Origin of the sequence: Streptomyces sp. NPDC059909 (assembly GCF_042730885.1) — a bacterium.
Taxonomy (GTDB): Bacteria; Actinomycetota; Actinomycetes; order Streptomycetales; family Streptomycetaceae; genus Streptomyces.
On record NZ_JBHWKX010000069.1, the window covers coordinates 1 to 3,545 of the forward strand.

Here is a 3,545-nt window from a genome sequence, read left to right on the forward strand (position 1 = left end):
GGTTACATTCCGAACCCGGAAGCTAAGCCTTTCAGCGCCGATGGTACTGCAGGGGGGACCCTGTGGGAGAGTAGGACGCCGCCGAACAATCATTGTGGGAAGCCCCGGACCTTGTGGTCCGGGGCTTTTCTGCGTTCAGCGGGATTTGGTCGCCGCTACCCCTCTGTACGGCCCCCGGAGACCTGAGGGTAAGGTCAGGGGGCATCGTTGGCACGTTCCACACAGGAGGCCCCCGGGTGGAGGTCCAGGAGACTCGCGTTCAGACGGACCGGGTGCTCACCATCCCCAACATCCTCAGCATGGCCCGCCTGGTCGGCGTGCCGCTCTTCCTGTGGTTGATCCTTCTACCGGAGTTCGGCGGGCCGAAGGCCGACGGCTGGGCTCTGCTCGTGCTCGCTCTGAGCGGTGTCAGCGACTATCTCGACGGCAAGCTCGCCCGGCGCTGGAACCAGATCAGCAGCCTGGGGCGCATCCTCGATCCCGCCGCTGACCGGCTTTACATCCTTTCCACCCTCGTGGGGCTCACCTGGCGCGAGATCCTGCCGCTGTGGCTCACTCTGGCGCTTTTGGCCCGGGAGTTGATGCTGCTGGTGATGGTGGGAATCCTCCGCCGGCACGGCTATCCGCCGCCCCAGGTGAACTTCCTGGGCAAAGCGGCTACCTTCAACTTGATGTATGCGTTCCCGCTGCTGCTTCTCAGTGACGGAAACGGGTGGCTTGCGTCACTTGCCGAGATTTTCGGATGGGCGTTCGCCGGATGGGGTACAACTCTCTACTGGTGGGCAGGGATCCTCTACGTGGTCCAGGTCCGCCGGCTCGTCAGGGCGGATGCCCCTGCCGATTGAGCCGTATGTCCGGAGCTGTGGTGAGACCGTCGGCCCGCACATGACATACCCAGGGCCTGCCCGGATGGGTGAAGTCGGCTAGACCGTGTCTCTTCAAGGAGGACGCTTCCGACATGAAGGCCGTCGTGATGGCTGGTGGCGAAGGTACGCGACTTCGCCCCATGACCTCGAGTATGCCCAAGCCACTGCTACCGGTGGCCAATAGGCCGATCATGGAGCATGTGCTTCGCCTGCTGAAGCGGCATGGGCTCAATGAGACCGTCGTAACCGTTCAGTTTCTCGCGTCCCTCGTCAAGAACTATTTCGGTGACGGCGAAGAGTTGGGGATGGAGCTCACCTATGCCCATGAGGAGAAGCCACTCGGCACCGCGGGAAGCGTGAAGAATGCCGAGGAGGCGCTCAAGGACGATGCGTTTCTCGTCATCTCAGGTGATGCTCTCACCGACTTCGACCTGACCGACCTCATCGCCTTCCACAAGGAGAAGGGCGCACTGGTCACGGTGTGCCTGACCCGGGTACCGAATCCGCTGGAATTCGGCATCACTATCGTGGACGAGCACGGGAAGGTCGAGAGGTTCCTGGAGAAGCCGACCTGGGGCCAGGTCTTCTCGGACACCGTGAACACCGGCATCTACGTCATGGAGCCCGAGGTCTTCGACTACGTCGAGGCCGACGTTTCGGTCGACTGGTCCGGCGATGTCTTCCCTCAGCTCATGAAGGAAGGCAAGCCGATCTACGGCTATATCGCCGAGGGTTACTGGGAGGACGTCGGCACGCACGAGAGTTACGTGAAGGCTCAGGCCGACGTCCTTGAAGGCAAGGTCGACGTGGAGCTCGACGGCTTCGAGATCTCGCCCGGTGTATGGGTGGCCGAAGGGGCCGAGGTGCACCCCGACGCGGTGCTGCGCGGGCCGCTGTACATCGGGGACTACGCCAAGGTCGAAGCCGACGTGGAAATCCGCGAGCACACCGTCGTCGGCTCCAATGTGGTCGTGAAGCGCGGTGCGTTCCTGCACAGGGCCGTCATCCACGACAACGTCTACATCGGGCCGCACAGCAATCTGCGCGGCTGCGTCATCGGTAAGAACACCGACATCATGCGGGCCGCACGGATCGAGGACGGCGCCGTCATCGGCGACGAATGCCTCGTGGGCGAGGAATCCATCGTCCAGGGCAATGTGCGCGTCTATCCGTTCAAGACCATCGAGGCCGGCGCCTTCGTCAACACCTCCGTGATCTGGGAGTCCCGCGGCCAGGCACATCTCTTCGGGGCGCGCGGCGTCTCCGGGATCCTCAATGTGGAGATCACGCCCGAGCTCGCCGTTCGGCTGGCCGGTGCGTACGCGACGACCCTCAAGAAGGGGGCGACCGTCACCACCGCGCGGGACCACTCCCGTGGCGCCCGGGCGCTGAAACGCGCGGTGATCTCGGCGCTCCAGACCAGCGCCATCGACGTACGCGACCTGGAGAACGTGCCGCTGCCCGTCGCACGCCAGCAGACCGCACGCGGCAGCGCGGGCGGCATCATGATCCGCACATCACCTGGAGTGCCGGACTCCGTCGACATCATGTTCTTCGACGAACGCGGCGCCGACCTGTCACAGGCCGGTCAACGAAAGCTCGACCGCGTGTACGCGCGCCAGGAGTACCGGCGGGCGTTCCCCGGCGAGATCGGGGACCTGTCCTTCCCGGCCAGCGTCTTCGACTCGTACACCGGATCACTGCTGCGCAACGTCGATACGACCGGGATCGCCGAAGCCGGCCTCAAGGTCGTCGTCGACGCGTCGAACGGCAGCGCCGGGCTCGTGCTGCCGAGCCTGCTCGGCCGGCTCGGCGTGGACGCGTTGACGATCAACCCCGGCCTCGACGAGTCCCGGCCGACCGAGACCGCCGACGCGCGCCGGAAAGGACTGGTGCGGCTCGGCGAGATCGTGGCGTCCGCGCGGGCAGCGTTCGGCGTGCGCTTCGACACCGTCGGCGAACGGCTGTCGCTCGTCGACGAACGCGGGCGCATCGTGGAGGACGACCGGGCCCTGCTCGTCCTGCTCGACCTCGTCGCTGCCGAGCGGCGCAGCGGACGCGTCGCCCTGCCGGTGACGACGACACGCATCGCCGAGCAGGTCGCCGCATACCACGGCACCCAGGTCGAATGGACGACCACGTCGCCCGACGATCTGACCCGCGTCTGCCGGGAAGAGTCCACCATCTTCGGTGGAGACGGCCGCGGCGGCTTCATCGTTCCCGAATTCAGCAGCGTCTTCGACGGCACGGCGGCGTTCGTGCGGCTCATCGGGCTCGTCGCCCGTACCCAGCTCACACTGAGCCAGATCGACGCCCGGATCCCGCAGGCGCATGTGCTGCGCAAGGACGTCGCGACACCATGGGCGGTCAAGGGTCTGGTCATGCGCCGGGTCGTCGAGGAGGCGGGAGATCGCTTTGTCGACACCACCGATGGTGTGCGGGTGGTCGAGGCCGACGGCCGGTGGGTGATGGTGCTGCCGGATCCCGCCGAGGCCGTCACCCACCTCTGGGCCGAAGGCCCCGACGACGCCTCCGCGCAGGCCCTGCTCGACGAGTGGTCGGGCGTCGTGGAGAGCGCAGGCAGCTGAGCCGGGAACGGACCCGGTAGAGGGGTGGGGGGGAGGGGGGGGGGGGAGGACGCGCTCCCCCCTCCCCCCCCCCACCACCCCCCACACAACC

General features: G+C 66.3%; 2 protein-coding genes and 1 rRNA gene. All 3 read left to right on the plus strand.

The annotated features are described in order from the left end of the window. Window positions 1-87 (plus strand): 5S ribosomal RNA (gene rrf, locus ACFV9O_RS32120); the annotation flags it as partial. A 149-nt stretch (window positions 88-236) separates the two neighbouring features. Continuing rightward, on the plus strand, window positions 237-845 hold the full coding sequence (locus ACFV9O_RS32125; protein WP_351237066.1) for a CDP-alcohol phosphatidyltransferase family protein: 609 nt from the start codon (window positions 237-239) through the stop codon (window positions 843-845). A 113-nt stretch (window positions 846-958) separates the two neighbouring features. After that, entirely contained in the window at window positions 959-3,454 is a 2,496-nt protein-coding gene (locus ACFV9O_RS32130; protein ID WP_385424051.1) for a sugar phosphate nucleotidyltransferase, read from the plus strand. The last annotated feature ends 91 nt before the right edge of the window (window positions 3,455-3,545 follow it).

Excerpts from the sequence above, each read along its gene's own strand:
- ACFV9O_RS32130 (WP_385424051.1), top strand. The coding sequence starts at position 959 with ATGAAGGCCGTCGTGATGGCTGGTGGCGAAGGTACGCGACTTCGCCCC.